Below are 1,411 nucleotides of genomic sequence, written 5' to 3'. Positions count from 1 at the left end.
CCAGCTGCGAGTAGGGGTTCGTACCGTTCTGGCCGCCGTACTGGTTCTGCAGCTGTTGCGGCAAATTGTACGGATTCGTCATCGAGGACAACGGATTCGACCCACTCATGCCGTAGGGATTACTCATGCCGTACGGATTACTCATACCACCCGAGCTACCACCGGAACCGCTGCCACCCGTCGACGATCCGCCACCAGTAGCCCCGTTTTGGATCTTCGCGATCGCGTCATCGATCTTCGACCCGATATCCGTACCCGTGCCCGTGCCGGTGCTTCCGGTCGCGTCGGTCGTTTCCGTCGTGCCGTCAGCACCGGTGAGACCGTCCGCGGTGGTCAAACCGTCGGTATCGCCGAAAGCACCATCACCGAGGCCGTCCAGGCCGAGTTCCTTGTTGAAGTCGATCGGGTCGGCCGCCGCATCCGCCGCGGCCACGGCACCATTACCATCGCCAACACCATTCCCAGTATTGCCACCCGTCTTGTCGCCACCGCCACCGTTGTCGTTGCTATAGCGGTCGCTTTCATGCGAAGTCTTGTCTGTCGTCTTCTTGTTGGACGCGTGAGCCTGGTGCGCATTGTCTACAACCTTGTCGACCGCCGTCACCGTTTTATCAATAGCTTTGAAAAGATCATCCTCCAGATCCGGCAGAATCTTTCGATAGGTATGATCCCCATTCTGCCCAACGGAGACGACTTGAGTATCCTTCACAGCATCAATCGCGCGCAACTGTTCATCGAGTTCGTCAATCGAATTCATTATCGACTTGAACGAATCGCTATTGATCTGTTCGGTATCGAGGGCGATCGACCGGATCTGCTCGTCCAGGTCTTTGAAGTGTTTCTTGACTTTAGTGTCATAGGCCAGATACGAATTGTTGTAGTCTTCGGTGATCTTTGATTTATTGTCCTTGTCGACCAATCCCTGATTGTGCAACCAGTTCGCGACGTCCTCGGCCAGTCCGGCCTTCCCTTTTCCGAAGCAGTCCACCTGTATTTGTAGCGTGGTCTGCGCTTCGTCGATCGCGAAGCGCAATGGCTCGGACTCCGCCGGGGGGTGATACAGCAGCACCAATTTCGCGTGTTTAGGGTCTCCGGCTTCACGGATGACCCGGATCACCTTACCGGTATCACGATCTATGACCTTGATACTGCCATCCAGCCCGACCTTGACATCGTGATTCGGATCCGAGAGAAGATCCGCGGCGTCCGCTCCGGAATACCCCCACAGCTCATTGCCGTCTTTGTCAGTCAGGACCAGCTTGTTGTCTTTATCCAGCGCGAGGGTGTAATCACCGTTCTTGATCGAACTGCGCGCACTACCATCGGTGACCTCTTTGGACCCCGGCGCAGCCAGCTTCTCCCCCGGCTCCAACCGATCATCACGACGGTCTTTAAGAGCCGGTAATTTGTC

1 pseudogene is annotated in these 1,411 nt (G+C 56.2%); it reads right to left on the bottom strand.

What is annotated here, in order from left to right:
• Positions 1 to 1,411, bottom strand: a pseudogene (locus ACIBI6_RS41165) (hypothetical protein); the annotation flags it as partial.

The organism is Nocardia sp. NPDC050412, from assembly GCF_044458825.1.
Classification (GTDB): domain Bacteria; phylum Actinomycetota; class Actinomycetes; order Mycobacteriales; family Mycobacteriaceae; genus Nocardia.
Note: the sequence above shows the minus strand (reverse complement) of the source record. Positions and strands in the feature narration are given on the sequence as shown.